This is a genomic window from Perlucidibaca sp., from assembly GCF_057084925.1.
Genome location: NZ_JBXMRC010000022.1, coordinates 21,021 through 47,861, shown reverse-complemented (window position 1 = coordinate 47,861; position 26,841 = coordinate 21,021). Strand labels below are relative to the sequence as shown.

17 protein-coding genes and 1 pseudogene are annotated in these 26,841 nt (G+C 56.5%); 13 read left to right on the top strand and 5 right to left on the bottom strand.

The features are described from left to right. Positions 1-51: 51 nt before the first annotated feature. Positions 52-603 carry a ComF family protein gene (locus AC14IB_RS06170; protein ID WP_484231049.1) on the bottom strand — a complete coding sequence of 184 codons (552 nt, stop codon included), beginning with the start codon at positions 601-603 and terminating at the stop codon, positions 52-54. Between the two features lie 211 nt (positions 604-814). On the opposite strand from AC14IB_RS06170, the pseudogene bioB reads away from it, so the two are divergent. From bioB to AC14IB_RS06130, 8 genes and pseudogenes are all read left to right on the top strand, one after another. Further along, positions 815-1,783: pseudogene (gene bioB / locus AC14IB_RS06165) on the top strand (biotin synthase BioB); the annotation flags it as partial. A 97-nt stretch (positions 1,784-1,880) separates the two neighbouring features. Then, positions 1,881-3,092: an 8-amino-7-oxononanoate synthase gene (gene bioF / locus AC14IB_RS06160; RefSeq protein WP_484231048.1), complete on the top strand. Its 1,212-nt coding sequence runs from the start codon at positions 1,881-1,883 to the stop codon at positions 3,090-3,092. Beyond that, on the top strand, positions 3,092-3,895 hold the full coding sequence (gene bioH / locus AC14IB_RS06155) for a pimeloyl-ACP methyl ester esterase BioH (RefSeq protein WP_484231047.1): 804 nt from the start codon (positions 3,092-3,094) through the stop codon (positions 3,893-3,895). The genes bioF and bioH overlap by 1 nt, the downstream gene beginning before the upstream one ends. Before the next feature lie 27 nt (positions 3,896-3,922). Next, positions 3,923-4,702 (top strand): methyltransferase domain-containing protein, encoded by a 780-nt coding sequence (locus AC14IB_RS06150; protein ID WP_484231046.1) that lies wholly within the window; start codon positions 3,923-3,925, stop codon positions 4,700-4,702. A 33-nt stretch (positions 4,703-4,735) separates the two neighbouring features. Beyond that, the gene (gene bioD / locus AC14IB_RS06145) at positions 4,736-5,431 is read left to right on the top strand and encodes a dethiobiotin synthase (protein ID WP_484231045.1); all 696 of its coding nucleotides are present in this window, start codon (positions 4,736-4,738) and stop codon (positions 5,429-5,431) included. A 236-nt stretch (positions 5,432-5,667) separates the two neighbouring features. Further along, on the top strand, positions 5,668-7,455 hold the full coding sequence (locus AC14IB_RS06140) for an acyl-CoA dehydrogenase C-terminal domain-containing protein (protein WP_484231044.1): 1,788 nt from the start codon (positions 5,668-5,670) through the stop codon (positions 7,453-7,455). Positions 7,456-7,574: 119 nt separating this feature from the next. Then, entirely contained in the window at positions 7,575-9,353 is a 1,779-nt protein-coding gene (locus AC14IB_RS06135; RefSeq protein WP_484231043.1) for an acyl-CoA dehydrogenase C-terminal domain-containing protein, read from the top strand. A gap of 151 nt (positions 9,354-9,504) precedes the next feature. Next, a complete protein-coding gene (locus AC14IB_RS06130) occupies positions 9,505-17,916 on the top strand; it encodes a Calx-beta domain-containing protein (RefSeq protein WP_484231042.1) in 8,412 nt (2,803 codons plus the stop codon). 3 nt (positions 17,917-17,919) lie between these two features. Here AC14IB_RS06130 and AC14IB_RS06125 read toward each other — a convergent pair whose 3' ends face one another. From AC14IB_RS06125 to gatC, 4 genes are read right to left on the bottom strand one after another with little or no spacing between them, the layout of a single operon-like run. After that, positions 17,920-18,678, bottom strand: a complete 759-nt coding sequence (locus AC14IB_RS06125) for a hypothetical protein (RefSeq protein ID WP_484231041.1) — start codon at positions 18,676-18,678, stop codon at positions 17,920-17,922. Positions 18,679-18,682: 4 nt separating this feature from the next. Then, positions 18,683-20,137 carry an Asp-tRNA(Asn)/Glu-tRNA(Gln) amidotransferase subunit GatB gene (gene gatB / locus AC14IB_RS06120; RefSeq protein WP_484231040.1) on the bottom strand — a complete coding sequence of 485 codons (1,455 nt, stop codon included), beginning with the start codon at positions 20,135-20,137 and terminating at the stop codon, positions 18,683-18,685. Between the two features lie 13 nt (positions 20,138-20,150). After that, on the bottom strand, positions 20,151-21,617 hold the full coding sequence (gene gatA, locus AC14IB_RS06115) for an Asp-tRNA(Asn)/Glu-tRNA(Gln) amidotransferase subunit GatA (protein WP_484231126.1): 1,467 nt from the start codon (positions 21,615-21,617) through the stop codon (positions 20,151-20,153). A gap of 25 nt (positions 21,618-21,642) precedes the next feature. Further along, entirely contained in the window at positions 21,643-21,930 is a 288-nt protein-coding gene (gene gatC / locus AC14IB_RS06110; RefSeq protein WP_484231039.1) for an Asp-tRNA(Asn)/Glu-tRNA(Gln) amidotransferase subunit GatC, read from the bottom strand. A 211-nt stretch (positions 21,931-22,141) separates the two neighbouring features. Here gatC and AC14IB_RS06105 point away from each other — a divergent pair, with 211 nt between their 5' ends. From AC14IB_RS06105 to rng, 5 genes are all read left to right on the top strand, one after another. Then, complete coding sequence (locus AC14IB_RS06105; protein ID WP_068860795.1) at positions 22,142-23,179, top strand: rod shape-determining protein; 1,038 nt, start codon at positions 22,142-22,144, stop codon at positions 23,177-23,179. Between the two features lie 168 nt (positions 23,180-23,347). Further along, on the top strand, positions 23,348-24,286 hold the full coding sequence (mreC, locus tag AC14IB_RS06100) for a rod shape-determining protein MreC (protein ID WP_484231038.1): 939 nt from the start codon (positions 23,348-23,350) through the stop codon (positions 24,284-24,286). Then, entirely contained in the window at positions 24,279-24,752 is a 474-nt protein-coding gene (gene mreD, locus AC14IB_RS06095; RefSeq protein WP_484231037.1) for a rod shape-determining protein MreD, read from the top strand. Before mreC ends, mreD begins: the two co-directional genes overlap by 8 nt. A gap of 2 nt (positions 24,753-24,754) precedes the next feature. Next, positions 24,755-25,342, top strand: coding sequence for a Maf family protein (locus tag AC14IB_RS06090; RefSeq protein ID WP_484231036.1), 588 nt, complete (start codon positions 24,755-24,757; stop codon positions 25,340-25,342). Positions 25,343-25,350: 8 nt separating this feature from the next. Further along, on the top strand, positions 25,351-26,826 hold the full coding sequence (gene rng, locus AC14IB_RS06085) for a ribonuclease G (protein ID WP_484231035.1): 1,476 nt from the start codon (positions 25,351-25,353) through the stop codon (positions 26,824-26,826). Positions 26,827-26,841: the final 15 nt, after the last annotated feature.

Here is a 26,841-nt window from a genome sequence, read left to right as displayed (position 1 = left end):
CATTATGCTGAATGAGTGACAAGCAGATGAATGCGGTCAGGTCATATCAGCTCAGGCAGGCAGTGTGCGCGCAATGACCAGAGTATGCACGGACTCTGCGCCCTGATTCAGTAGCGCGTCGCTGATGACGGATAGGGTGGCTCCGGTGGTCATCACATCATCCACCAGAACAATGGGGCGATGACAAAGTCGCTGGCCCGAGCAGGAGAATGCGCCTTGGAGATTGAATAGTCGGTCGTTGCGATGAAGGTTTTTTTGCATGGCGGTATCGCGCGTTCGCTTCAGCGACGTGGCATCGCACGCAAGTCCGCTGCGACGACTGATGGCGCGTGCGAGCAAATAGGTTTGATCGTAGCCTCGTGCGCGTAAACGATCGGGATGCAAGGGCACGGGCACCATCAGCGCGTGCTTAGGCATCGGTTGCAGTTTTGCTGCCATGAATTCGGCAAACAGATCGGTTAAAGCCAGTTGATGGTGATATTTGAACGCCGCAATTAGCCGATCAATGGGAAACTGGTAGTGGAAAACCGCCTGGGCCGACTGCCAGCGGGGTGGGGCGCTTTGGCAATCAAAGCACTGCTTGGCGGCTGACGTGGCAGGCATAGGCAGTGCACAACGCTCGCAAACCCGCTCTTGCCAGGGTAAATCGCCTAGGCAGCCTGAGCAAAGGCAGCGACTCTGAGCGGGTTGTAAGCACAGTAAACACTGATTGCCTCTCATATTGTCAATAATTTTTCTTGATGCAAGTTGACGATAGCGCGCCAGTGTCGCCAGAATCGGCCATTGCTTTTGAGCCACCTGAGTTTTCAATGCCATGACCTCATCCCTGAGTCGTTCCGACCTTCGCCATGATTGGACCCGCACCGAAGTGCGCGCCCTGTTTGAGCTGCCTTTCAATGACCTGCTGTTTCAGGCTCAGCAAGTGCATCGACAGCATTTCGACGCCAATGCCGTGCAGGTCAGCACCTTACTCTCTATTAAAACCGGTGCCTGCCCCGAAGATTGCAAGTACTGCTCGCAGTCCGGCCATTACGACACCGGTCTCGATAAAGAAAAATTGTTAGCGATAGAAAAAGTAGTACAAGAAGCGAAAAATGCTAGGGAGAAGGGTGCGTCCCGTTTCTGCATGGGTGCTGCTTGGCGCAGTCCGCGCGAAAAAGACATGCCCTATGTCATTGAAATGGTGAAGCAGGTGAAAGCGCTGGGCTTAGAAACCTGCATGACGTTGGGCATGCTAGACAGTGAGCAGGCCAGCCAACTCGCCCAAGCGGGTCTTGATTATTACAACCACAATCTCGACACCAGCCCTGAGCATTACAACCAAATCATCACCACACGTAGCTACCAAGATCGCCTCGATACCTTGGCGCATGTGCGCGATGCGGGCATGAAGGTGTGTGCTGGCGGCATCGTGGGTCTGGGCGAGAGCCGTGAGGATCGAGTGGGGCTGCTCACGCAGCTGGCCACCTTGCCAATGCACCCAGATTCGGTGCCCATTAACCAGTTGGTCAAAATTGCCGGCACACCATTAGGGGATGTAGACGATCTTGATCCTTTCGAGTTCGTACGCACCATTGCCGTGGCGCGCATTCTCATGCCGAAGAGCATGGTGCGCTTATCGGCAGGTCGCGAAAACATGCCGGAATCGCAGCAGGCGCTGTGTTTCTTGGCGGGTGCCAACTCCATTTTCTACGGTGAGAAACTGCTGACCACGGCTAACCCGGAAGCAGAGGCGGATCGCAAATTGTTTCAGCGCTTGGGGCTCACGCCCAAAGTAGAAGAGGCCATCACGCAGCCCGCCCAAATGCTAAGTGCGAAGCCGCTTGCCCAGCCGCTGTGGCGTGACGCCATGGCCGACGCTGTTCGCGTTTGAGCCGCGAGTGACAACAGGGCTTTCATCGAACTGGCAAGGTTGGCTGCAGGACACGCTGACGGCACGCCGCGAGCAGCATTTGTTGCGCGTGAAACGGCCCTTGCAGTCGCCGCAAGGGCCGTTAGTTCAGGTCGCGGGGCGTTGGCTGAACAACTTCTGCAGCAATGATTACCTTGGCCTGGCCAATGAGCCGGCACTGGCTGAAACCTTGGCCCATGCCGCACGCACGCTGGGCGTGGGGGCAGGTGCGGCAGGGCTGGTCTGTGGGCATCACCAAGCTCATGAGGCACTGGCGGAAGAACTGGCCCACTGGCTTGGCGTGGAGTCGGTGCTGCTCTTTGGGAATGGCTATCTGGCCAATGTTGGTGTGCTGCAAGCACTCGCCGGTAAGGGCGATGCCATTTTTCAGGATCGCTTAAATCACGCCTCGTTGCTGGATGGTGGCCTCGCCAGCGGTGCTCATCATCAGCGTTATGTTCACGGTGATGTTGCGGATCTGCAGCGACGACTCCGCGATAACCCCGCTCGGCGACGACTGATTGTGAGTGATGGCGTGTTCAGTATGGACGGCGATCTCGCACCGCTGGCCGAGCTGGTGCACTGCGCCCAGCAGCACGATGCCCTGCTCATGCTCGATGAGGCACATGCATTCGGCGTGCTCGGTGCGCAAGGGCGCGGCAGCGTCGATCATCTGGGTTTGCCGGCGGATGCTGTTCCGCTGCGCATTGGCACCTTAGGCAAGGCCTTTGGGGTTTATGGTGCCTTTGCCGCTGGCCCTAAGTTACTGATGGATGTGTTGCAGCAGACCACGCGTACGGCGATCTACACCACGGCGCTGCCTGCGGCTCTAGCAGAAACCACGCGCCATGCGCTGCGCTTATTGCGTGCGGATGATTGGCGACGCGAGCGTCTTCAGACGCTGACGGCCAAGCTGCGATCCGGCCTGCAGGCGCAAGGCTGGACCTTGATGGACAGTGCCACGCCCATACAGCCGATTCACTTGGGCTCGTCTGAGCGCGCTTTGGCCTTGAGTGCAGCGCTAGCCGAGCGCGGTTTCTGGGTGGGCGCTATTCGCCCGCCCACGGTTCCCGCTGGCACGGCGCGCTTACGCCTAACGTTATCGGCCAGCCATGACGATGCCGCGCTGGCCTCGCTGCTCTCAGCCATGGCTGAGCTGGCCCCCGAATTTGCAACAGAGATGAATACACGACCGCGTTAGTGCTTTACCACGACACCTATGCCTGCACCGGCCCTGCGGGTGCAGCGGCTCCGGACTTGGTGCTACTCCATGGTTGGGGCCTGCACTCGGTCGTCTGGGACCCCATCGTGCCGGCGCTGCTCGCGCATTATCAAGTCACTGTCATTGATCTGCCGGGGATGGGCCGCAGCCCGTTACCCCGAGGCGATTACGATTTGGACTATGTGATGTCGCTGGTGCTGGCGGTTGCGCCAGCTTCTGCCGTGTGGATGGGCTGGTCGCTGGGCGGCGAGATTGCCACAGCCATTGCCGCTCGCCATCCACAGCGGGTCAAGGCGCTGTTATTGGTGGCGACCAACCCCAGCTTTGTGCAGCGCGAAGACTGGGCGACGGCGATGGCCGCATCGCAGTTTCAGCAATTCCGTGACTTTTATGATGAAGACCCAGAAGGCACCCTGATTCGCTTTTTGTCGTTGCAATGCCGGGGCTCTCAACGCATGAAAGAGGACATCCGCTTTCTGCAAGAGATTGTGTATTTGCAGGGTTTACCCGCCCCTCAAGCCTTGCGCGGCGGCTTGCGTCTGCTGTCCGAGCTGGATGTGCGCGATGACTTCCGTCGATTAACGCAGCCCGTGATGGCGCTGCTGGGCGCAAACGATGTGCTGGTGCCGGCAGCGCTGGCACAGGCGTTGGCAGAGCTAAAGCCGGAGCTGGACTCGACAGCTATTTGCGTATTGGCGCAGAGTGGCCACACGCCATTTTTAGCGGAGCCAGACGCCTTTTTGGCGCATGCCATGCCGTTTTTGGTGGCGCAGCTTGGCTAGTCAGATGAGCGATGCCAAGGTGTTGATATGACTGCCTGGCAGCAGCTGTTAAGGCGTCGATTTGACCGCGCCGCCTCGCGCTATGACGACCTCGCGCAACTGCAGCAGCAAAGCGCCCAGCGCCTGTTGTTATCGGCGCTGCCGCACCTGCACGCGGCATCGCCATCGCTACGTATTTTGGATGTGGGCTGTGGCACGGGCTGGTTGATTCAGCAATTGCACCAACAAGCGGGTCTGGACTTGGCCACGATGTATGCCTTGGATCTCAGTGAGGGCATGTTATACAGCGTGAAATCCGCACCCCATGCATCGGTCTTTAAGGTCTGTGCGGACGCGGCAGCTTTGCCCTTTGCGTCGTCGTCTATGGATATCCTGTTGAGCAACTTTGCCTTGCACTGGTGTGATGACCCTTCGCAAGCACTGAATGAACTGCATCGGGTGTGTGCGCCGGGTGGCCAAGCCTTTTGCGTGATTCCCGTGGCGGGCAGTTTGTCGGCACGCGGGGCTGCCAGTGGAGCGGGAGCGTCCCTGTTGCCACTGGCGGATTGGCAACGAGCATTGCAGGTCTCGCCGTGGACTTTGCGGCAGGCAGAAATTGAAACCTATGAGGAGTTTCATGATTCTCCGTCCGCTTGGCTGAGCACGCTCAGGGAGTTAGGCGTAACGGCGCAGCGGCCCACGACCGTCCGTGCAAGCGTGTCACCTCGGCAAGCCTTGCAGCAGTTGCAGCAGCGATTGGAGGCCGCACGAGAATCGCGAGGCATCCCGTTGCGCTATGAAGTGTGGCGTATTCATTTACAGGCCTAGCGCTAAACCCAGCGCGCTCAGTTAGGAGGCAATATGCCCGCGTTTTTTGTCACTGGCACCGATACCGATGTGGGTAAAACCACCGTGGCGGTGGCCATGCTTCATGCCGCATCCGCGCAGGGCTATAGCACCCTTGGCCTGAAGCCGATTGCAGCAGGCTGCGAGATGACCGCAGACGGGTTGCGTAATTCCGACGCCCTTGCGCTGCTGGCCGCCAGTAACTCACCCAGGCTGATTTACGATGAGGTCAATCCGGTGGCCTTGCCAGAGGCCTGCTCGCCGCATATTGCCGCGCGCCTGGCGAATCGTCGCATCACGGCCGCCCAGCTCACGGGATATGTGCGAGGTAGCTTGAGTCGTCGTGCTCAGCTCACGCTGGTGGAGGGCGCTGGCGGATGGCGCGTGCCCATTAATGATCGCGAGTTATTGTCGAGCGTGGCAAAGGAGCTCAACTTGCCGGTGATCTTAGTCGTGGGCCTGCGCCTTGGGTGCTTGAATGCCGCCATTCTGACAGCGGAAGCGATATTACGTGATGGCCTTAAGTTGGCGGGTTGGGTGGGTAATCATCTCGCAGCGGATTGGCCTCATGCAGCCGATAACCTAGCGACTTTAAACAGCCTGTTGCCCGCACCCTGTCTTGGCATTGTGCCTTGGCAGCTGGTAGCTACCGCGTCTGATCGGGCGCAGACACTGAACTTAACGGCACTCTCGTTGCCGTCTTTAAGCTGAGCAGTATTTGTCCTAGTGCGGTGTGTCATCGATCAGCGAAAAATGCAGTCTGAAGCGAGTAGCGACAAGGGTTGTAAGTCGTGAACCATCAGTCACACAATGGGCTGGGTTGACTACCTTTTATTCACTACACTTCAGTGCCTTGTCGAAGTCGAGTCGGGTCTGTTTTCTCGCGGTGGCTCACTTCGCCAGATACGTTAGCGGGCATTGCCCATTCATTACTGAGGTTACTCAACATGGCATTTCAATATAAAGCTCCGCAGCGTGACATGCAGTTTGTTATGCACGACGTGCTGGGTTTGGAAAATTTCTACGCCGGCCTGCCTAAGTTTGCCGACACGAATCGCGAGCTGATCGACAGCGTTGTGGAGGCAGCAGCTCAGTTTTGTGAAGGCGAGCTGGCCCCAATCAACCGCTCCGGCGACGAAGAAGGCTGCCATTTTGACAACGGTGTTGTGACTACGCCTAAGGGTTTTAAAGAGGCGTATGCCAAATTCGTTGAGCTCGGCTTTGGTTCCTTGTCGGCGGAAGTCGACCACGGCGGCCAGGGTCTGCCCCCCACCGTTGGTATTGCGCTAAGCGAAATGATGGGCACTGCCAACTGGTCTTTCGGCATGTATCCCGGTCTGTCCCACGGTGCTATCAATACGGTTGAAGCACATGGCACGCCAGAGCAGAAAGAGGTCTACCTGACCAAGCTGATCAGCGGTGAATGGACTGGCACCATGTGCTTAACGGAATCGCACGCAGGTTCCGACCTCGGCCTCATCCGTACTAAGGCTGAACCGCAGGCAGACGGCTCCTACGCCATCACCGGCAACAAAATTTTCATTTCCGCCGGTGAGCACGACCTCGCGAGCAACATTGTTCATATCGTGTTGGCACGTCTGCCAGACGCACCTAAAGGCACCAAGGGCATTTCCCTGTTTATCGTGCCGAAGTTCCTGCCGAACGGCCAGCGCAACGGCGTTGCTTGCGGTTCTATTGAGCACAAGATGGGCATCAAGGCCTCCGCGACTTGTGTGATGAACTTTGATGGCGCAACAGGCTTCCTCATTGGCCCGCCTAACCGTGGTCTGAACTGCATGTTCACCTTTATGAACGTGGCGCGAATTGGTACCGCTGTGCAGGGTTTGGCCGCCGCCGAAGGCTCCTTCCAGGGCGCTCTGGAATATGCTCGTGACCGTCTTGCCATGCGTTCCTTGAACGGCCCGGTCGCTCCCGAGAAGGAAGCTGATCCGATCATCGTGCACCCTGCCGTACGTCAGATGTTGTTGACCCAGAAGGCGTTTGCCGAAGGCGGTCGTCTGCTCTGCTACTGGCTGTCCACACAGACCGACATTTTGCAGGGTTCGTCTGACGAAGCAGCCAAAAAGCAGGCTGATGAACTGCTGTCTTTCTTGACGCCGATCGCCAAGGCCTTCCTGACCGAAACCGGTTACGAAGCGGCGAACCACGGCGTGCAGGTATACGGTGGCCATGGTTTCATCCGCGAATGGGGCATGGAGCAGATCGTTCGTGACACCCGTATCGCGCTGCTCTATGAAGGCACCACGCAGATTCAAGCGCTGGACCTGTTGGGTCGCAAAGTGCTGCAGACTCAGGGCGCCATGCTGCGTAACTTCACCAAGATCGTGCATAAGTTCTGTGAAGCGGAAGCCGGCAATGCTGCCATGGCCGAGTTCACCGGCCCACTCGCCAAACTCAATAAGGAGTGGGGCGACCTGACCATGAAGATCGGCATGAAAGCGATGTCGAACCCGAACGAGGCCGGTGCAGCCGCGACCGATTACATGATGTATTCAGGTTATGTGCTGCTCGGTTACCTCTGGGCTTGGATGGCTAAGGTTGCTCAGGACAAGATCGCTGCTGGCGAAGGTGACGTGGCTTTCTACGAAGCCAAGGTCAAGACCGCGCAGTTCTACTTCAAGAAGATTCTGCCGCGCACGCAGTCGCACGCCGACATCATTGATGGTGGTGTTGATGTGCTCATGCAGTTGGATGCTGAAGCCTTCGCTTTCTAAGGTCGGATTTAGCACTCGTGGTACACAGAGGCCCGCATTCGCGGGCTTCTGTCTGTTCACTTCAGATTAAATTGCGGCGCGCTGGCTGAGTCAGGCGCCTTAGCTGAGAGGGATTTACTATGCCAGTTTTTAAGGCTCCGCTGCGCGACATGCGCTTTATCCTCGACGAGGTTTTTCAGGCTAGCGAACTATGGGCACGTTTGCCTGCACTGGCTGAGCAAGTGGATCGCGATACCGTAGATGCGATTTTGGAAGAAGCGGCCAAGTTCAACGAGAACGTAGTTTTTCCGCTGAATCGCAGTGGCGATGAAGAGGGCGCAGCGTTTAACAATGGTGTCGTGACCACGCCCGCCGGTTTCAAAGATGCCTTCAAGCAGTATGGCGAAGGCGGCTGGATAGGCTTGGGTGCCGATCCGCGTTGGGGCGGTCAGGGCATGCCTAAAATGGTCACGGTCATGACCGAAGAAATTCTCTTTGGTGCCAACCCGTCGTTTGCTCTGTATCCCTTGCTGGGCATTGGAGCGGCATTGGCGATGTCACAGCATGCGGGTGATGAGCTCAATGAGCGTTATCTGCCCAAAATCTATTCGGGTGAGTGGTCTGGCACGATGTGTTTGACGGAGCCGCATGCCGGTACTGATCTGGGCATTATCAAGACTAAAGCCGTCCCTCAAGCTGACGGCTCTTATGAAGTGTCGGGCACAAAGATCTTTATCACCGGCGGTGAGCATGACCTCACGTCGAACATCATTCATTTGGTGCTGGCCAAATTGCCGGATGCGCCCGCCGGCTCGAAAGGCATCTCGTTGTTCTTGGTGCCCAAGTTCTTGGTGAATGACGATGGCTCGGTAGGCGCACGCAATGCGGTATCTGCCGGTAACATCGAACATAAAATGGGCATCAAAGCTTCGGCTACTTGCGTGATGAATTTTGATGGCGCAAAAGGCTGGCTGGTTGGCGAAGTGAACAAAGGCCTCGCTGCCATGTTCGTGATGATGAACTACGAGCGCCTGTCGATGGGCTTGCAGGGCATTGGTGCCTCCGAAGTGGCGTATCAGAATGCGGCGGCTTATGCGAAAGACCGTATTCAAGGCCGTTCTGCAACCGGCGCTAAGCAACCGGAAAAAGCTGCCGACAGTATCCTAGTACACGCCGATGTGCGTCGTATGCTGTTAAAAGTGCGTGCCCACAATGAAGCCGGTCGTTGCTTTGCCATGTATGTGTCGAAGTATCTCGATCTCGCCAAATACGGCACCGACGCCGACGAAAAGGCGGCGGCTACTGATATCGTCGCGCTCATGACGCCCGTGGCTAAGGCCTTCCTCACCGATAAAGCCTTTGATGCCTGTGTTGAAGCGCAACAAGTCTTCGGCGGTCATGGCTATGTGCGTGAGTGGGGCATGGAGCAGTTAGTTCGTGACACCCGCATTGCACAAATCTATGAAGGCGCAAACGGCATTCAAGCGTTGGATTTGGTGGGTCGAAAGCTGGTGAGCAATCACGGTGCGTTCATCAACACCTACTTAGCGGAAGTTCGTGCGTTGGTCGCGGCGACTGAGCAGGATGCAGCGCTGACAGGGTTTGCCCAAGCAACGGCTGAAGCGGCCAATGACATTGCCTCGGCAGCCGAGTGGATTCTCTCGGTTGCACGTACGCAGCCCAATGAAATCAGCGGTGCGTCGGTGGACTTCCTGCATGCCTTTGGTTTGCTCTGCTACGCCCACATGTGGCTGCTCATGGCGCAGGCCGCAGGGAAGCAGGAGGGTGAGTTCTATGCCGACAAATTAGTCGTGGCCCGTTTCTTCTTTGCACGCTTACTGCCCGAGTTGAAGGCACGTGTGAGTGCATTGAAGGCCGGTTCAGACATGATGATGGCCTTGGATGCATCCAGCTTCTAAGCCCTTCATCCCTGCTGAAACAGGAAACCCGCTACGGCGGGTTTTTTGTTACCGGGCCTAATGAAACCTTGCCTTGAAGGGGGTTTGGTGTAACGATTCATAATCAAAAAATTACACAAAGTAACAATAAAAATAATAAGTGGATCGACCTATGCTTGCCATTACTCGTCTTGCACGCACGCCTTTTTCCGCATTTGCCACGGTAGCATCGCTATCGCTCGCCATAATGGGTTGCAGTGAAGTCACTACTCAAGACCGAAATCAGACCGGGCGATTTATTGATAGCCCCGTTCAAGGCCTGTTTTATCAGACAGAGTCTGCATCAGGTCAAACCGATAGAGAGGGCCGCTTCCTATACCGCCCAGGTAGTCAGGCGCGCTTTTCCTTAATGCCTAACTTGCCTTTAGGTGATGGCCCGATCTTGGCTAAGGCCATCATGACGCCCCGGGATATTTTTCCCGACGCTGCGCTCGATGATCGTCGCGTGCTTAACCTCGCACGCATTCTCCAAACGCTGGATGCCGATGAAAATACCGCCAATGGGATTGATTTGAGTGACGCGCAGGAGGACTTGAGTAAGTTGCCCGCCGGCGAGCAAATTACTGAAGTGAAGCTCAATGTGGCGCCAGAAAATCTGGCGGCTGAAAACCCTAAACTCATGGGTTACCTGCAGTCGAAAAACCGCAGCTTGGTCACGGCTGAAGTGGCTGGAAAGCATCTGGCGTGTAGTGAGCAGGATATTCAAAACAACCAAAATCCCGATGGCCAATGTGCGACAGATCCGGTGGTGATTTCCCCTTCATTGTCGACTCTATCGGTGCTGGAAGGGGCGTCAGATCAAGAGGTGCTGGTGGAGCTGAAACTTTCAGCAGCCAGCGACAAAATCGTCACGGTCAATTTTGAAACGGTCGCCGGCACCGCCAGTGCGGGCAGCGATTATGTGGCGACCAGTGGCACGGTCACTTTTCCGATTGGAAATGTCACGCAGCGTATTCCTGTCACCGTTCGTGGCGACAGTGCAGCCGAAGCCAATGAACGTTTCACGGTTTTGCTGAGCTCACCCAGCAATGCCACCTTGCCATCGACGGTGATTAACATCGACATCCTAGATGACGATACCGTGGGCGCCCCCGTGGTACTTACGCTGGCGCCTGCGACATTACCCGAAAGTGCAGGTGACACTGTCGTGACGCTATTGCGTCAAGGGCAGCTAGACCGAGCATTAAGTATTCGCGTGATGGCAACAAACGGCACCGCAAAAGCAGGCGAAGACTTTGTGCGTACCGAGTCGCTGCTGACCATTCCGGCTCAGGTCACGAGTTTCCAAATTCCGATCACCGTAGTTCAAGACACTCAAGTTGAGACCGATGAAAGCTTCAGTCTGGCGGTAACGGCTGTCGATGCGGGTGTTCAGGTGAATGGCTCGCCGACTACCATCACCATTCAAGACGATGACCGTGTTGAAACCCTGCCAACGTTGTCGTTGAAAAGCCTGTCGATAGCCGAGGGAAATGGCAGCAGTGTCGCGAATGTTGAAGCGACGTTGTCTGAGGCGGCGGATCGTGTGCTGGAACTGCACTATCGGACAACGCCGGGCAGCGCGCGGAGTAGTGGTGAGCGTGCCGACTTTGAGCCGATCACGCATGCTGTTGTGATGGTGCCTAAGGGGGCGACCTCTGTGCTATTACCGATCACGATTAAGGGTGATCTATTTGAAGAGCGTGATGAGTCCTTTGCGGTTGTGGCTAACTTAGTGAGCCAAGCGGAGAAGTCCGCAACGGTTCAGCTGAAAAATGATGAAGCATTAAAGCTATTCCAAGTTGGCAGCGCGAAAGCCGTTGCAACACCCACGAATTCACAAATTGCCGGTGAGTTGGAGTCTTACGCGGGTGGCACGCGTCTGCAGTTTTTCCACTTAGGCGGTTACGGCTTTGGGCCATTTAAGCTGCTGCCGGGCTATGGCCCACTGCCGGAGGTTCGTGCCGGTGAGCCTCCGCTGCCTGTATCCAATCCGCCTGCAGGAGCGCGGTGTTTCAGTCCGGAAATTAGCGCGACGAATCGCAATCCGGCGACCTGCGTGGATGACATTAATGTCCGCGTCATGGTCCTTTTAGACCCCAAAACATCGGAGCGCATCGCCTTCGTCACCCTGGATGCCATTGGTGCCGGTAACTTAATTCAAGACGCCGTTAAGGCTGCGGTGAATCGCGCAAGCTGCGAAATGAATCTCTGTATTCCTACGCGCAATGTCCTCTTTGGACAAACTCACTCGCACGCGGGCGCTGACTTGCAAGGCCTGTGGGGTGGGGTGCCTGAGAGCTGGCGTCAGCAAGCCTTAGTCGAGGGTACAGAGCGAGCCACCACGCTGGCCATCAACAACAGCCGTCCCGCCCGATTGAGTATGGCGCGTGGCGATGCAGATGAATTCAATAACTATCGCCGTCCGAAATATCGTGATGAAGCACAGCATCAAGCCGACCCCGCCGTTACCCTGCTAATGGCAAAGGCTGATGACACGGACAGCGAGAGTGATCAGTTAGTGGGCAGCCTGATGCAGTATGCGGCTCACCCAACATCCATCGGCAATGACGATTACAAGTTGCCTGATGGTACGGTGGTGCGAGTGCCTCATCCGGATTACCCCATTGGTGTCACCGAGGCATTGGAGGAGCGTTTTGAATCGACTGGCCTGTATTTTAACGGCCCGATTGCTGATGCATCCCCTGGCGGGCCCACTGAGGGCAGCACGGAATATGCTCGCGTTAAATCGCGCGGCAAGGCCTTAGCAGCCAAAGCCTTTAGTTATCTAGCCAGCAACGCGGTCGCGATTGATCCCGTCATGACTGTCGCCCACAAAGAAGCGGTGCTTCCCGTTTCCAACCCCTTGTTTGTGGCGCTGGGGCTGATGAGTCAGTTCAACGGCTACTACCAGTTTAGCCAAGTCCCCAAGGACGATATTCCCGGCTTTGACCAGTTGCCAGCAGACGCGGTGGCCCAGTTTGAGGCGGTGCAGAATCAGTTGCCGCAGCCGGCACCGGTGGCCAGAACACTGGTCAGTCGTATTAGTTTGGGAACGGACGATGCGACCAGTGCTGCAAAAAACCGTTTGGAAATTGTCACTATTCCGGGCGAAGCCACGAACACGTTTGGTCAAATGATTCGTCGTTTGGCGAATGATTCGCCGCTAACGCAGGCCAAGCCCGAGCGTCACACGCTATTACTCGGGCTGACGCATAACAGTTTTGGCTACATTATTCCGGAAGAAGAGTTTAGCTACGTAGATCCTTCGGGCGGTGCAGGGCTGCTAGTGCCCGGCACGGCCTATGAAGAGTTCGTATCGCTTGGTCCATTAACCGCGCCGTTATTGCGTGCTCAAGCCTATGCCCCCTTATTTGGTGTAGAACCACCGAATCCTTCATTTTTGCCACCAGCCATTACGGATTGCCAGATCGCGATGGACTTTGGTAGTTGTATTGTCGGTGTCGGTCAGGATCGGCTGATGCAGTTGCTCGGGCTTCCCGAGGGGCTATTGGGCAGTTTCAAAGACGGGATTAATTTCTTGGCAGAGGGCTGCCACAGCGTCGCGGGGCCACTTGAGCCAGCTTGCGCGGTGTTCGATGCGCTCGCCGAGGCTAGCGCTAGCATTCCAGGGCTTCCAGATGCTCCGGGTGGTGGCGGTGGAACTCCAGCGCCCGGCGGTGCCAGTGCGAACGATCTGGCGTTGCTGACCGATGTGTTGGACGCATCGGCGCGGGGCTGTGATTTTATTGATCCAGCCAATTGCCTGCTGCCATTCCCGAACAATCATTTCACCCAAGCGGGAGAAACTGAAACGGGCGTGCGAGTGAACTTTAACCCGCTGGCCATGCCACGCAATGTGGTGGGAAAGCCGATTGATCCTGCCGATCAAAATCGTGCCGATGGTTTCTCGCCAGGCCAAACACTGCTCATTCGCGTGCCCGGACTGAGCTTAGACAAAACGGCGGCTGTCGGCGTACCAGTGCCTCGAATCGGTAAGCCCGGCTTTGATCAGCGCATGGAAAATAGCTTGCATCCTGATTCGGCCATTGTGGTTTATGACGTGACCGACAATAAGCCGCACCTAGTTTGGGCGGAGTTGGATGCCAATATTACCGGCTACACGTCCTGTGATATTCCCGCGCCGCTTCAAACCTTGGCGGATTTGGGTGGGCAAGACGACATTACCAATGCCGTGCAGACTTTCCGCTCGGGCTGCAATGACGCCACCAAGCCCATTCACGATGCGCGGGATGGTAATGACCCTACCAGCGACCCCGGGCCGTTGCTCATCATTCGTCCGGGCATCAACTTTGAAAATGGTCACCGCTATATCGTAGCTCTGCGAAAGTTGCGTGACAGTGACGGTAAGCTCATTGCCTCCACACCCGGCTTCAATTTATGTCGTGATCAAGCCGATAGCCCACTGAGGCAATTGCCAGCGGTTGCGCAACGTTGTGCCGCGTTGGACGACGTTATGCTGACCCTGAAAAACAAGGCAGGCATTGATCCTAAATCGCTCTACAGCGCCTGGGACTTTACTGTGGCGAGTGAGCGCAGTTTGACGGGCCGGTTAGTGGCTATGCGTGACCAAGCGCTGGCGGCAGGTACGCCAGACTTCACCATCACCTCCGTGGTAGATCAGCCCTATGTGGCCAGTGCCGGTGACTGTCGTGATGGCGGCGCCACCGATAACTGTATCGCCCGTGTGATTAACGGCACGATGACGGTGCCGAATTTTATTGATCGCCCCGTGAGCAATACCGGTCAAGGTGATGTGGACAGACAGGTGGGCGGCAAGTTCTGGTTTGGTACACCCAACCCTGGTGTCTATGAGACACCCAAACCCTTCCCCGCTCAGCCGACCGTTAGCGTGCCATTCACCTGCCATATTCCTCGCGCAGCATTCTCGGGCAGCCGAAGCAGTGGCAGCGACACTCAAATGGTTGTTAAGCCATCGCGTGTTTCGCTGTATGGGCATGGCTTATTCGGTAGTCGCGGCGAGATCGGTCAGGGGCAGCTACGGCGCTTTGGTGGCGAGCATAACTACACCTTCTGTGCCACGGATTGGGTTGGTATGTCTGGCGTGGCCGATGTGGCCAATGCGGCCACGATCTTGCTCGATTTGTCGGGCTTTCCAACCCTGTCGGACCGCGTTCAGCAAGGCATCTTGAACTTTGTGGTGATGGGGCGTTTGCTGAAAGCAGAGGATGGCTTTATTGCTGATCCTGCGTTCCGCAGTGCCGATGGCCGTCCGCTGATTGATAACCGTGAAGTGTTCTATGACGGTAACAGTCAGGGCGGCATTGACGGTGGTGTGGTGGTTGCGGTATCGCCGGACATTCATCGCGGCGTACTGGGTGTGCCCGGTATGAACTACAGCACCCTCCTGCAACGCAGTGTTGATTTTGATGGTTATGCCCGACTCATGTACGCGGCCTATCAAAACACCATTGATCAGCAATTAGGGCTGAGTTTGATTCAGATGCTCTGGGATCGCTCCGAAAACAACGGCTACGCCCAAAATCTGGGGGATGGTGTGGGCAGCACCATAACGGTTGCTGGCCATAGCCATGTTCTCGGTAAGCCCAATCGGACCTTGCCTGGCTTGGACGGCAAGCCGCTGCCGGCGAAGAAGATTTTGCTGACCCCTGGTTTTGCCGATCATCAGGTCAGCATGACCAGTGCGGAAGTGATGGCGCGTACCCTAGGCGTGGAGGGGGCGGATGTCTTCTTTAAACGACCCAACCAGTGTTCCGGTGATGTGAAGCACTGTTTTGCAAGTCGTGCAGATCTCTTAAGACAACGTTACCCCGATGAAAGCCCGTTGGCTGGTTTAGATTTACTCGATGAAGCCGGCTATGCCGACCGTCAGCGCATTGCGGGTTCAGCGCTTATTGTTTATGACGAAGGTAAAACGGCGATTCCTCCTGCCGATAATCGGCCACCCAATGCGGATGACTTTGATCCGCATGAGTACCCTCGCAATACCATTATTGGTCGCTGTCAAAAGGCCAGATTCTTGCGAACAGACGGCCGCCTTGTCTATTCGGACCTGTTGGCCACTCCGCAAGCCTGTCCACAGATGGACGGTGCCGGCGTGTCGTTTACCGGTGATGCGGCGCCCTTGCCGCCGTCCAATACCCCACCGAGCAACGAGGTTGCAGAAGCCGGTTACGGAAGCGGCATCATGGGTGCTGTGGCGGAGTTCGGAGCCAACTTGAATGCGGTTATTGCGGCTTTGGTCAACGGCGATTTTGCCGGGGCTATGGATGCAGGTCAGTTTGCCTTCACCGAGTTTGGCGGTTCATTAGCAGATGTCTTCAGCGGTGATGATGGGCCCGCATCGGCCATCGCAGGCGCCGCATCAGCGGCGCCGGACCCGCAGGGCATGTTCGCGCGTTTGCTTGATGGCTTCGGCCGCTTCCTGGGCTTGCAAGATGATCCGGTGTCTGCTGTGGCCGCCATCAAGCCTGCACGCTCGGTGGAAGCGGTGGTACTGACCGGCGCGCAGTTGCCGGGATGGTCATCTCCAGCGGCACAGGGGCAGGGCTACCCCTTCCCTTCGGGCGCAAACATTACCGGGCAGTCGGGGGAGACCGAGTCGTTAGCGGCTCTGAATGCGATTCGAGATCCACTGAAAATCGGCGAAGTACGCGATGCCCATAACGGCATGATGCTCTACCCGGTTGCAGGTCAGGCCTTGCCATTGGGTACGCCCGTAGACGAGGTCGCGGCTTATAAATGGACAGGAACCGGCTTTGAAGAAATTCCGGTCCAGGTCGATGAGAAGTTTCCCTTTTTCTTGGCGAACGCGGGGTCCTCGTTCTCCATTTACTCGGGTACAGACCCTGAGCTGACCTATGCTTGGGATAGCGAAAATTGGGCCGCGGAAAATGCGCCGAATAATCCCTGTAAAGCAGCGTATCCTGCCGGTAAGAAAGACCCGATTGCCGCCTTAGATGACGATGATGAAGTCGTCTTTATGGCCAGTGATGCGGGCACGATGGCCCCTATCGGTCAGTTACCCAGCAAGGCGACTCAAGTACAGATGGTGCGCTTGCAAGATGTGGCGGACCCTCAGGCAGAGCGCGTGGTCTATGTGGTTAGGCAGGCGGGCGGCTCGAGCTTTAAACACAAGTCAATCTATGTGCGTTATTTACGCAGCGTAAACGCCGACCAATGGATTGATCGTAGCTTCTACACCCCCGATGACCCGGAAATTCTCGGTTCGAGTAACACCAACTATGGCCCTAACCGCAAAGGCAGCGTCTGCCGTGATGGCCGAACGCCGGTCGCCTCTACCGATCGCTTCCCGCGCGATGGCCTGGTGGTTGAAACGGATACCTACCGTTGGGAAGCCACGGGTCGTTGGATGGTGCGCGATATTCGAATCAAGGCTCCCGGCATCGCTAAACCGGATTGGGCGGCCATTAAAGACACGCGCCCCGATTTGATTGACCGCTGGAAAGGCCGCGCCTTCCAGCAATCTCCAGACTCCACCATCTCCTTGGTGGGCTTTGAGGATGAGCAAGTCAACTGGGAAGCAAACTCGACCTTATTGGGCGAGCGTTGCGGACCGGTTCGCTGCATGCGAGAAGTGTGGGGTGCGGACTCGGGCACGAATGTCACGAAAACGGAAACGTTCTATCGTGATGCCGTGTCGTATCGCTACCGAATTCGTGTGCATCCCATTCCGCCCGACGGCCTCTACACCAGCTGGGACTACAACCGAAATGCCATGTTGCCCACGGCCACTGAGCGAGCCAATGGTGTCGAGCCCGGTCGTTACTTCACCGCCCTGCGCCCGCAAGGGGTTCCAGTGGATGGGGTTAACGATGACTTCGGTCAGATTGATGCCATCACACCCATTGGCGGTCAATGCATAACCTCGGATGGCCCGCGTCCGCCCGATGCGAAGGGTCGCTGCCCGTTGTTCTTGGATGTGGCTGATCCCACGTTTAACTTGCCGCTTGCTTTTAATAATTGGGAGCAAATATCGGGCAAGGGTAATAGCGGATCGCTGGTCTATATCTTCGCGTTAAAGGGTGCCACCGCGTTAGGTAATCCCTTGGTAGTGCCCTATTACCGTGATGATGCCTGCTTGGATGATGGCACAGGGGATGACCCCGTTAAACGACCATGGCCAGGTGAGTCCAGTGCTGATGCACGGGTGATGGCGGCATATGCTCAAAACGATGCGATTGCACGAGGCGGTAATGGCAACGGGAAAGTGGATTGCGAGGAGCAGCAGGGAGTTTATGGCGCGAACGGTATTCACTATTTCGCCACGCATGACACAGATAACGCATTCCTGCCTCTAACGACGACCGAAGTCGATGGCGAACAATGGCAGTTCATGGTGCCGTCATCTCAACCGCGAAATGTGGGTGATAGCTACGCCAATATCATCCGTGTGCCACTGGTTGCCGTGGTGGTGCCGATGACGCCACCGTCGCTGCCATCTGCACCTGCTGCGCGACAAGAGTCCATGCTAACAGGGCGCCGTAGTGGCGCCCTGAGCTGGTTAACCTTATTTCATTAAGTCTTAAAAGCGCGTCGATAACCCGACGCGCTTTTGTTTGCGCTCAATGTTGCGCATGGTGGTCAAAGCCCGGTTATAACCTTCTTTCAAGCCGGCCAGTTCACGGACCGAGCTGGAGCTATTTTGATAGTACTCAGCGAGCTGTGCCGCGCTGGCATATTCCTCTTGCATCATCAGCACCGATAGATCGCGCATCAGCCGAACTTTTTGCTGTTGAAAACTAGTGCATGTAATGGATGGAACGATGCGCGTAAACTGCCAGCTAGGCTTGTAGCCCGACGCGGTATCACAGCGCCAGCGCTCTAGGCGCTGAGCGATCTGCCCATACAGTTTGGGCCTATCTAATAACTTGGGTCCCAATGCAGCACTGACGTTAGCTTTTAGGCGATTGACCGTCTTTACGTCCGCTTGCGCGTCCGGCTTAGCGGGGTAGCGTTGCAGGTCAGTCAGACGGCGAACTTGTGCTTGCTGGTAGAGCAGGCCTGCATCCACAAGACGGCCTTTTTTAAGTGCGGTATTTGCACCCACATACAGGGTTAGCGCATTCGCTTGCTGGCTATTTTTTAGCAAGCTATCTAGTTGACCCAACTGAAATCCATGGCTGCCAATAAACGCCGGGTTCTCTGCGCTCGCGTTAAAGCGATAGCTTGGAGAGGCCGGTGGTTTCGTCGGCGTCGGGCTCATTTTGCAGCCGGTCAACGTCAGTGCAATGGCACTTGAAATCAGTAAAAACGATAGCGAGGGCTGGGGTGCCTTCTTCATATCTTCAGCTCATCAGCATGGTTTTAAGCAAATCGTTTACCGCTGCTGGATTGGCTTTGCCGCGCGATGCCTTCATGACTTGTCCCACAAAGAAGCCGAATAATTTGGCTTGCTTGGTTTCGTCACTGGCGCGGTATTGCTCAACTTGTGCAGCATTGCTCGCGATGACTTCCCGAATGACGGCCTCAATAGCGCCGGTGTCGGTTTCTTGTTTTAAACCTTGCGTTGCAATGATTTCATCGGCGCTAGCGCCTTCCTTTGCCATCAGTGCGGCAAATACGTGTTTACCAATCTTACCTGATATGGTGTTGTCCGTAATACGTAAAATCAAGCCACCCAGCTGTTCCGGCGATACGGGTGAGTCGACAATCTCTAACTCAGCGCGGTTGAGCGCGGCGAGCAACTCACCGCTGACCCAATTAGCGGCTGCTTTTGCGGCAGAGACGCCGCCTGCGGCCATCATCGTGGCCTCAAAATAAGCCGACAGGTCGCGGCTCGCCACCAATACTCCTGCATCATACGCAGACAACCCCAGTTCGCTTTCAAAACGGGCGCGCTTGGCTGTTGGCAGCTCCGGCAGGCTGGCACGAATCTCCGTTAGTGTGGCGTCATCAATGATGACGGGTAGCAGGTCCGGGTCCGGGAAATAGCGGTAATCGTTCGCTTCTTCTTTGCTGCGCATGGCACGCGTTTCGTTCTTGGCGACATCGTAGAGCACGGTGGATTGCACAATGGATCGACCCGATTCCAATTCGTCCATCTGCCACAGGACTTCCGCCTGAATGGCTTTTTCGATGAACTTGAACGAGTTCACATTCTTGATTTCACGGCGTGTGCCGAAGGGCTGGCCGGGCTTGCGGATGGACACGTTGCAGTCGCAGCGCATCGAGCCTTCCGCCATGTTGCCGTCGGAAATATCCAGGTAGCGGATCAGCGCATGGATGGCCTTGGCGTAGGCCACGGCTTCTTTTGCCGAGCGCATGTCCGGCTCCGAGACAATCTCCAGCAGCGGCGTGCCGGCGCGGTTGAGATCAATGCCGGTCATGCCGGAGAAGTTCTCGTGCAGCGACTTGCCGGCATCTTCTTCGAGGTGTGCGCGTGTGATGCCGACGCGCTTCACCGTGCCGTCATCGAGCGTGATGTCGATGTGACCTTTGCCCACGATGGGGTGATCCATCTGCGAGATCTGGTAGCCCTTGGGCAGGTCGGGGTAGAAGTAGTTTTTACGCGCAAATACCGAGTGACGACCAATCTCGGCCTCGATCCCCAGCCCGAAACGGACAGCGTGGCGAACGGCTTCGGCATTAAGCACGGGCAATACACCGGGCATGCCCAGGTCAATGAGGCTGGCCTGTGTGTTCGGTTCTGAGCCAAAGGTGGTGGAGCTGCCAGAGAAGATTTTTGATTGTGTATTGAGCTGAACATGCACTTCCAGCCCGATGACGATTTCCCAAGTCATTTTCCGTGTTTCCTCAAGCGAAAGCGGTGGGCAGCTGGCGGTGCCAGTCGGTCACTTGCTGATAGCGATGCGCGACATTGAGCAGGCGAGACTCACTCCAATATGGCCCGATCAGTTGCAAGCCCACTGGCAAGCCGCGCACGAAGCCGGCCGGAATGCTCATGCCGGGCAGGCCGGCGAGATTGGTGGCAATCGTGTAGATGTCCTGCAGATACATCGCAATCGGATCTTCCTGCTTGGCACCGAGTGCGAACGCCGTTTCCGGCGCGGTCGGGCCGAGGATGACATCGCAGTGCTGGAAAGCGATGTCGAAATCCTGCTTGATCAGGCGACGCACGCGCTGGGCCTGCAGGTAATAGGCATCGTAGTAGCCAGCCGACAGCGCATAGGTGCCGATCATGATGCGACGACGCACTTCGGCACCGAAGCCCTCGGCACGCGAGCGCTTGTACAGGTCTTCGAGATCCTTCGGATTTTCACAGCGATGGCCGAAGCGCACGCCGTCAAAACGTGACAGGTTCGACGAGCACTCGGCCGGCGCAATCACATAATAGGCCGGCACCGACAGACCGCTGTTGGGCAGATCGACTTCCACCACCGTGGCACCGAGTTTCTCGATTTCCTTGATGGCGGCGTGAATCAACGCAGCGGTATCGGCATTCAGGCCGTCGCCGAAGAACTGCTTGGGCAGACCCACGCGCAGGCCTTGCAGCGAATCATTGAGGCTGGCGCGATAATCCGGCACCGGGTGATCAATCGAGGTCGAGTCCTTGGCATCGTGCCCGGCCATGACCTGCAGCAGCAGGGCGGCGTCTTCAGCGGTCTGTGTCATCGGGCCGGCCTGATCGAGGCTGGAGGCGAAGGCAATCATGCCCCAGCGCGAAATGCGCCCGTAGCTGGGTTTGAGGCCGGTGAGGTTGCACAGCGCTGCCGGCTGGCGAATCGAGCCGCCGGTATCGGTGCCGGATGCTGCCGGGGCTAGGCGCGCCGCCACCGCTGCAGCTGAGCCGCCGGAGGAGCCGCCGGGCACGCGGGTGACATCCCACGGGTTCTTCACCGACCCGTAGTAGGAGGTCTCGTTCGACGAGCCCATGGCGAATTCATCCATGTTGGTCTTGCCAAGCATGACCAGGCCGGCCGCGTCGCAGCGGCTAATGACTTCGGCGTTGTACGGCGAGATGAAGCTGTCGAGCATTTTCGAGCCGCAGGTGGTTTTCACGCCTTGAGTGCAGAAAATGTCCTTCTGCGCCAGCGGGATGCCGCTGAGCAGGCCGGCAGTGCCGTTGCTGCGGGCGGCATCGGCGGCGACTGCCTGGGCTAAAGCGCGCTCTGGTGTGACCGTGATGAAGCTATTGAGGCCGCCATTGGCGGCGCTGTCATAGCGGGCGATCCGATCGAGAAAATGCTGCGTCAATTCCACGCTGGAAAAGTCGCGGCGCTCCAGTCCGAGGGCTAGGTCGGCAAGCGTTAGGGTATGCAAAGTCATAGCGGCTTCTACTACTAAATTATTCGACGACGCGGGGCACGAGGTAACAACCATCCTGGACGGCGGGTGCAATGCTTTGATAAGCATCTCGTTGGTTTAATTCGGTTACGCGGTCGACGCGCAGCGGCTGGGTGGCATCCAGCGGATGTGCCATGGGCTCAATGCCCTGAGTGTTGGCCGCTTGCAGTTGATCGATCAGCCCCAGAATGTTGTTCAGACTCTCGGTGACGCGCAAATTTTCATCAGAGGGCAGTTGCAGGCGGGCAAGATGGGCGATACGCGCCACCTGATCGGTGGTCAGGGCCATGAGGGCGAACTCCAGACGATGCCGCCCTGCGTTTGCGGGCGGCCATAAAGGATTGCGAATGCATTAAAGAACGCAAGTTATCACAGAACAGAACTTGTCCAAAATGGTCTCTTTGTTTAACCTAGTACCACTTTAATGCTTGTCACACCTCTGTTGCAGGCTAGGCTTCTTTGCGCGGCGCCACGCGCTCATCAAATCGGAATTGCTCATGTTGTTTAAACGCCTCCTTGGGATGTTCTCCACCGATCTCGCTATTGACCTCGGTACCGCCAACACGCTGGTTTATGTGCCTGAGCGCGGTATCGTGCTGGATGAGCCGTCGGTGGTTGCTATTCGCACCTCGGGTGCCACTAAAACCGTTGTGGCTGTCGGTATGGATGCCAAGCGTATGCTGGGCCGCACACCGGGCAACATCGCCGCTATTCGTCCTTTAAAAGACGGCGTGATTGCTGACTTTGAAGTCACCGAAAAAATGTTGCAGTACTTCATCAAGCGCGTGCATGACACAGGCTTCATGCCGCCGCGTCCTCGTGTACTGGTCTGTGTGCCTTGCAAGTCGACACTGGTAGAGCGTCGTGCCATCCGCGAGTCCGTGCTCGGGGCCGGTGCCCGCGAAGTGCGCTTAATTGAAGAGCCGATGGCTGCTGCCATTGGTGCAGGCCTGCCGATTGAACAGGCTTGTGGCTCCATGGTTGTGGATATCGGTGGTGGTACCACTGAAATTGCCGTGATCTCGCTGTCGGGTTCGGTGTATTCCGACTCGGTACGAATCGGTGGCGATCTGTTTGATGATTGCATCGTGTCCTATGTTCGTCGTCAGCATGGCTGCTTGATTGGCGAAGCCACAGCTGAGCGCATCAAGCAAGAAATTGGTACGGCTTTCCCCGGTGGCGAGCTGCGTGAAATTGAAGTCCGTGGCCGTAATCTCGCTGAAGGCGTGCCACGCACCTTTACGCTCAACTCCGATGAAATTCTGGGCGCTATTCAGGACCCACTGGCGGGCATCGTGACGGCCATCAAGAGCGCACTTGAGCAGACACCGGCCGAACTGTCCGCCGATATCGCCGAGCGCGGCATGGTGCTGACCGGTGGTGGTGCGCTGCTGCGCGACCTCGACAAGCTGCTGGCCAAGGAAACTGGCCTGCCGGTGATCGTGGCGGAAGACCCACTGACCTGCGTCGCTCGTGGCGGCGGTCGTGCCCTCGAGTTCATCGACAATATCGCCTACGACATGTTGTTCCAGGACTAAGTCGTCGCTAGGTGGTAAGAGCCGGCCAATGTGCCGGCTTTTTCATATTTTCGTTGATGACATGGCTTGTCTCTGCGGCTAGGCCGTGTATAAAAACACAACGCTTTACGGTGCCTTCGGGAGGCCATCATCGACAACTCGTTGTTTACTCGCCAGCGCGGCGATCGAGTGCATATTGTCGCCACATTAACGCTTTCTGTGGCGTTGCTTGTGGGTGACAGCTTGCAATGGGGATGGCTTGCCTCACTGCAGCGCCAGCTCTACAGCTTGGTAGAGCCTGTGTATTTGGCTATTGCATTGCCTAGCACCGCGTTTGAAGAAGCGGCGGATAGCATTCGAATGGGGGCGGCACTGAAGCGGGAAAATGCGCAGTTACGTCAGGATAATTTAGTGCTGTCTGCCCGTGTTCAAAAGCTCTCCTATTTGAGTAATGACAATGCCAGGCTGCGTGGCTTAACCGTAGCAGCGGAGTCCATTGAAAGCCGTGTTTTAGTCACCGAGGTGATCGGTGTTGATCCCGATACGACGCATCATGTGCTCATCGTTAATCAAGGTGCTGAGGCAGGGTTGTATAAAGGACAGCCGGTGCTGGACGCGCGCGGTGTAGTGGGTCGCGTTCAGTTTGTGGGGCGGCAGACGGCTCGCATTATGTTGATCTCCGATCGTCAGCACTCGGTTCCCGTTCGAATTAACCGCAATGGTATACGCGCTATTTTAAGTGGCACGGGCGATCCAGAAGAGTTGTCACTGCAGTTTGTGCCGGAAACGGCAGATATTAAGAAAGGCGATTTGTTGGTGACTTCGGGGCTAGGCCAAGATTTTCCAGCAGGCTATCCCGTTGGGGTTGTGACGCGTATCCGTAAAGTGCCCGGCGAGCAATTCCTTGAAGTTTCTGCGCGAGCGGTCGCTGCTCTTGATCGCAGTCGCTATCTACTCGCCTTGTTTGAACGTCCAACGGTTGCGACAAGTGCACCTCTACCCGCTACCGATGACGTTATGACGCCTGCAGTCCCGGCGACCAGCGCGCCTATTCCGGCTACGGATGCATCGATTCCCGCCGTTAGTGCTCCCTCCGTTCCAGTCGCCACCGAGGTGCCCCGTGGCTAATCCCCGAAGCCCATTCCTGGCGATTATTTGGAGCTTGTCGGCCGCGTTGCTGATGAGCATTTTGCCATTACCTGATGCCCTGCAAGCGTGGCGGCCCGAATGGGTCATGTTAGTGCTGATTTTTTGGGTTATGCATGCGCCTTCCTGGGTGGGGCTTTGGTTTGCTTTGGTGATGGGCCTGTTGCTTGATGCCTTTCTAGCCAGCCCATTGGGTCTGCATGCTCTCGCGCTGGTGTTGGTGATTTATGTCGCCCGCATGACGCAGCGTTGGTCGGGCGTGTTTTCAGTTCGTCAAACCACTGCCTTGGTTTTCTTATTGATTCTGCTCGATCGCTCAGTCACGTATGCCGTGCTTTCTGTGCGCGGCGAAATGCCGACGGATCTGAGCTACTTTCTACCGGCGGTAGCCAGTGCCTTAATCTGGCCAACGGTGCTGCTGTCTTTGCGCCGCTGGACGCAGCGTTAATCATGCCGGGCGGATTGTATTTGGCCTCGGCCTCTCCTCGGCGCGCAGACTTACTACGCCAAATTGGTATCACCGCGCGTTGTTTACCTGCTGATGTCGATGAGTCCCTGCAGGCAGGCGAGTCGGCCAGCGACTACGTGCTTCGTTTGGCCAAGGCAAAAGCTGAAACGGTGGCTGCTCGGCTTGCTCATGTCCATGAGCCCATTTGGGTCTTAGCGGCGGATACGACGGTGGTGTCTAGCGGAGAAATCCTCGCCAAGCCAGAAAACTTTGCCGATGCCCAGCGGATTTGGCGGCACCTCACGGCGAATGATCATTGCGTACTGACGGGCATTGCTCTCTGGCATGCTGGAAAGACAGCGGATTGTGTCGTCAGCACACGTGTGGACTTTGCCGGCATTCCTGAAGCAGACCAAAAGGCTTATTGGGATACGGGTGAGCCACAAGACAAAGCGGGTGCTTATGCCATCCAGGGCCGAGCTGCGTTATATATTCGCGGCATAGACGGCAGTTATAGCAACGTGGTGGGTTTGCCATTGGCTGAAACAGCCGCCTTACTGCGGGACGCGAATTTTCCACTTTGGCCTTAAGGAGTGCTATGCGCACCCTCAGCACGGATGAAGTCTTAATCAATGTCACGCCCATGGAGTCGCGTGTCGCTCTGATTGAGAATGGCGTGGTGCAAGAGCTGTTTATTGAGCGAACGGCAAAACGCGGTTTGGTCGGCAATATTTATCGCGGCAAAGTCGTTCGAGTCTTGCCGGGAATGCAGGCTGCTTTTATAGATATTGGCCTAGAGCGTACAGCGTTCTTACACATCAATGAGGTGCGCATTCCACCCAAAGGCCTGCGCCCACAAACCATCCAAGAATGCATGCATGACGGCATGTCCGTTACTGTTCAGGTCATGAAAGACATGATGGGCAGCAAAGGGGCTAGGCTGACCATGGACTTGTCTATTCCCTCGCGCTACCTCGTCTATATGCCTTATAGCGACCAAATTGGCGTGTCGCAAAAGATTGAAGATGAGCCAGAGCGTGAGCGCTTAAAGCAGTGGATTCGTCGCTTGCGAGAGTCCTCTCCTGATGAGCTCGGTGGCGGCTTTATTATCCGCACGGTTGCTGAAGGCGCTCATGATGCTGAGCTTGATCATGACATGGCGTTTTTGCTCAAACTTTGGCGACATGTTCGCGAGCGAGCCATTTACACCAATGGCCCAGCCTTGATTTATGAAGAGCTGCCGCTTTCTTTGCGCACCTTGCGCGACATTGTTGGCGCCAGCGTGTTGAAAGTGCTCATAGACTCTCGTGAAACCTATGCCAAGGCGATTGAGTTCGTGCGCGAATTTGTGCCGGGCTTGGAGTCGCGCCTAGAGCATTATCCCGGCGAACGACCGCTCTTTGATTTATATAATGTCGAAGACGATTTGCACAAAGCCTTGCAGCGCAAAGTGCTGCTGAAGTCGGGTGGTTATCTGATTATTGATCAGACCGAAGCCATGACCACGGTGGACGTGAATACCGGTTCGTTCGTCGGCTCACGTAACCTCGAAGACACCGTGTTCAAAACGAACTTAGAGGCGACGCACGCGATTGCCCGACATCTGCGCTTGCGCAACCTGGGCGGCATCATCATCCTCGACTTTATTGACATGCAGGAAGAAGATCACCGCAGTCAGGTCTTGCGCTCGCTGGAAAAAATGCTCAGCCGTGATCATGCTAAAACGAAGATCACGCAAGTCTCCGAGTTAGGGTTGGTGGAGATGACTCGCAAGCGCACCCGGGAGTCGCTAGAGCATTTGTTATGTGAGAGCTGCCCGACCTGCGCGGGCCGAGGCACTGTGAAAACAGCGGAAACGGTCTGCTTTGAGATTTTTCGAGAGATTCTGCGGGAGGCGAGGGCCTATGATGCCGCTCACGGATACTCTGTCGTGGCCAATCAGCGTGTCATAGATCGTCTGCTGGGCGAAGAGTCTGCGGCTGTGGCGGATTTGGAGCACTTTGTGGGTAAGCCCATACGCTTCCAAGTCGAGGCGATGTATCACCAGGAGCAGTACGATGTGGTTTTGCTCTAACGCGCGTGAGTTGAG

Excerpts from the sequence above, each read along its gene's own strand:
- AC14IB_RS06170 (WP_484231049.1), bottom strand. The coding sequence starts at position 603 with ATGCCTGCCACGTCAGCCGCCAAGCAGTGCTTTGATTGCCAAAGCGCC.
- AC14IB_RS06150 (WP_484231046.1), top strand. The coding sequence starts at position 3,923 with ATGACTGCCTGGCAGCAGCTGTTAAGGCGTCGATTTGACCGCGCCGCC.
- bioD (WP_484231045.1), top strand. The coding sequence starts at position 4,736 with ATGCCCGCGTTTTTTGTCACTGGCACCGATACCGATGTGGGTAAAACC.
- AC14IB_RS06140 (WP_484231044.1), top strand. The coding sequence starts at position 5,668 with ATGGCATTTCAATATAAAGCTCCGCAGCGTGACATGCAGTTTGTTATG.
- AC14IB_RS06135 (WP_484231043.1), top strand. The coding sequence starts at position 7,575 with ATGCCAGTTTTTAAGGCTCCGCTGCGCGACATGCGCTTTATCCTCGAC.
- AC14IB_RS06130 (WP_484231042.1), top strand. The coding sequence starts at position 9,505 with ATGCTTGCCATTACTCGTCTTGCACGCACGCCTTTTTCCGCATTTGCC.
- AC14IB_RS06125 (WP_484231041.1), bottom strand. The coding sequence starts at position 18,678 with ATGAAGAAGGCACCCCAGCCCTCGCTATCGTTTTTACTGATTTCAAGT.
- gatB (WP_484231040.1), bottom strand. The coding sequence starts at position 20,137 with ATGACTTGGGAAATCGTCATCGGGCTGGAAGTGCATGTTCAGCTCAAT.
- gatC (WP_484231039.1), bottom strand. The coding sequence starts at position 21,930 with ATGGCCCTGACCACCGATCAGGTGGCGCGTATCGCCCATCTTGCCCGC.
- AC14IB_RS06090 (WP_484231036.1), top strand. The coding sequence starts at position 24,755 with ATGCCGGGCGGATTGTATTTGGCCTCGGCCTCTCCTCGGCGCGCAGAC.
- rng (WP_484231035.1), top strand. The coding sequence starts at position 25,351 with ATGCGCACCCTCAGCACGGATGAAGTCTTAATCAATGTCACGCCCATG.